This window comes from Amycolatopsis sp. lyj-112, assembly GCF_046549055.1.
GTDB lineage: Bacteria > Actinomycetota > Actinomycetes > Mycobacteriales > Pseudonocardiaceae > Amycolatopsis.
The window spans coordinates 1-2,439 of sequence record NZ_JAJPWS010000031.1 but is presented as its reverse complement, the minus strand read 5'-3'; the positions used below and the strand labels follow the sequence as shown (position 1 = coordinate 2,439).

The following is a 2,439-nucleotide window of genomic DNA, read 5'->3' as shown; positions in this document are numbered from 1 at the left end:
GTGTTGGTGTGTCACGAGCATGGATGGGAGTTGCTTTGTAGGTAACACTTCCGGAAGTGGGGCTGCGTGGACGATGAAGGTTGGCCCTTCGGGGCCGCTCTGCGGGGAGTGGCTTCAAACCGCCCACTGCTGCGTTGGCTGAAGACCGTCGTGGTGAGCGAGTGGGAAAAGGACCACGTTGATGGTTCAGGTGGGGATCAGAAAGGCGAGCGTAAGCGATTCGCTGATGAAGTGTCGTAACTTCAACGGTTGACATCAGAACCGGGGTGCCAACATAACCCTGGGAGGAGTCTGGCGGGTGCCCGTTTATTGGCCAGGTGGTGTCCGGCATAGAGGCGACGCGAGTCTGATCTGCTGCGTCCATGCGGAACGTGAGAAGGCGTGCGGCGATACTGCTGTCCTGGGTGTTCAGGGTGGTGAGAGGGAGAGTCCCGAGCGGCGGAAACCGTGAGGGATTGAGTACCGATGCGAGTGCGCGCCGGCGGACTGGCTCGTAGTAGTGGTGAAGCTTCTGTAATGGGAGTGGAGCGAAGGGGTCAGGTCATTCGTGGTGAGTTTTCCGATCAACCGGGCCGATGGCCTGGGAGGAGTCGCGTGAGCGAGCTGAAGTCACCGGGCAAGTCGTTTGTCATTTCGAAGTGGGAAGTGCTGGAGGCTTGGGAAAAGGTCAGAAAGAATAAGGGAGCACCAGGGGTGGATGGCTGCTCGATCGAGGATTTCGAGAAGGATCTTCAGGGAAACCTGTACAAGATCTGGAATCGGATGTCCTCGGGAAGCTACTTTCCACCTCCGGTGCGGTCGGTGGAGATACCGAAGCCGCATGGCGGCGGAATCAGGGTTCTCGGAGTGCCCACGGTCGCGGACCGTGTCGCCCAAACGGTGGTGGCCAGACGGTTGGAACGGGAAGTCGAACAGGTTTTCCACCAGGATTCGTATGGTTATCGGCCGGGCAGGTCGGCATTGGACGCGGTCGGGGTCTGCCGTCGAAGGTGTTGGAGGAAGGATTGGGTGGTCGATCTCGACATCCAGAAATTCTTCGACACCGTGCCCTGGGACCTGATCGTCAAGGCGGTGGAGAAACACACTGACCAGCCATGGGTTGTGTTGTATGTGAAGCGGTGGTTACGTGCTCCGCTGCAATCAGCCGATGGCGGTCTTACTGAGCGGGATCGCGGAACTCCGCAAGGATCGGCGATCTCGCCTGTGCTGGCGAATCTGTTCCTTCATTACGCGTTCGATATGTGGATGGTCCGGGAATTTCCGAATATCTCGTTCGAACGCTATGTCGATGATGTCGTGGTGCACTGTGTCAGCGAGGCTGAGGCCCGGCGGGTGCTCACGGCTATCAGGGACAGGATGGAACAGGTCGGGCTGCGGTTGCACCCCGATAAAACGAGGATCGTCTACTGTCAGGACGAGAAACGGCGAGGTTCGTATGAGCATACGTCATTCACGTTCTCGGGGTTCACGTTCCGTCAGCGTGGGGCGCGGACCAAGAGCGGGCAGATGTTCAACTCGTTCACGCCAGCGATCAGTAAGAACGCCCTGAAACGGATCAGTGCGGAGGTGCGGTCCTGGCGACTGCATCGCCGCATGGGTCGTACCTTCACCGAACTCGCACGGTGGATCAACCCGATCGTGCGAGGCTGGATGAACTATTATGGTGCGTTCTACCGCTCCATGATGTATCCGCTTCTGGCACGCATCAACGCCTACTTGGTGCGCTGGATCCGCTCCAAATACAAACGACTGGCGGGCAAGAAGAAAGCCATCATGTGCTGGCGGGGCATCGTTTCACGACATCCCCGCATGTTCGCGCACTGGACATGGATTCCTTCGGTTCCGCGGGTGTGGTGATCAGGGTGATAAGAGCCCGGTGACGGGAGACTGTCACGCCGGGATCCGTGGGAGCCCGGGGCTGAAATGCCCCGGGCGACCCGACCGCCTCGGGGTTTGTAGCGGGTCCAGGTATTGGGGCGGGATGAACTCCGGTAGGCCGTCGGCGGTCATGCGGACTTCCCAGTCGCCGTGGTGGATCAGGTGGTGGTGGAAGGAGCAGAGGAGGCACATGTTGCGGAGGTCGGTCAGTCCGCCGTCTGCCCAGTGGTGAATATGGTGAGCGTGACAGCGCTTCGGTCGCCGTTGACAGCCAGGGAAGGAGCAGCCTCGGTCACGGGCGTTCAAGGTTTTCCGCTGACCGGGGGTGACGAACCGTTTGATCCGGCCCACGTCCAAGGGTTCTCCGGCGGCGTTCATGACGATGGGAAGCATGAGGCAGTCGCAGGCCGCCATGCGTGCTTCGCGGGCGGTCATCTCACCCACGAAGTCGACGCTGGCGGTGCCGAGCCCGGTTTTGAGTTCTTCGAAGCCGATCAGGACGTGCACCATGGTCCGGTAGCCGCAGGTGCCGGGCTGGTCCGGGCTCGCGATGGCCAGGTC

The 2,439-nt window shown here is 60.4% G+C and carries 1 protein-coding gene and 1 pseudogene; one reads left to right on the top strand and one right to left on the bottom strand.

Translation table 11 applies throughout. The features are described 5' to 3' along the window. Positions 1–594: 594 nt before the first annotated feature. The gene (gene ltrA, locus ACLJRL_RS41170) at positions 595–1,857 is read left to right on the top strand and encodes a group II intron reverse transcriptase/maturase (RefSeq protein WP_410661844.1); all 1,263 of its coding nucleotides are present in this window, start codon (positions 595–597) and stop codon (positions 1,855–1,857) included. Between the two features lie 33 nt (positions 1,858–1,890). Here ltrA and ACLJRL_RS41165 read toward each other — a convergent pair. Continuing rightward, positions 1,891–2,439: pseudogene (locus ACLJRL_RS41165) on the bottom strand (HNH endonuclease); the annotation flags it as partial.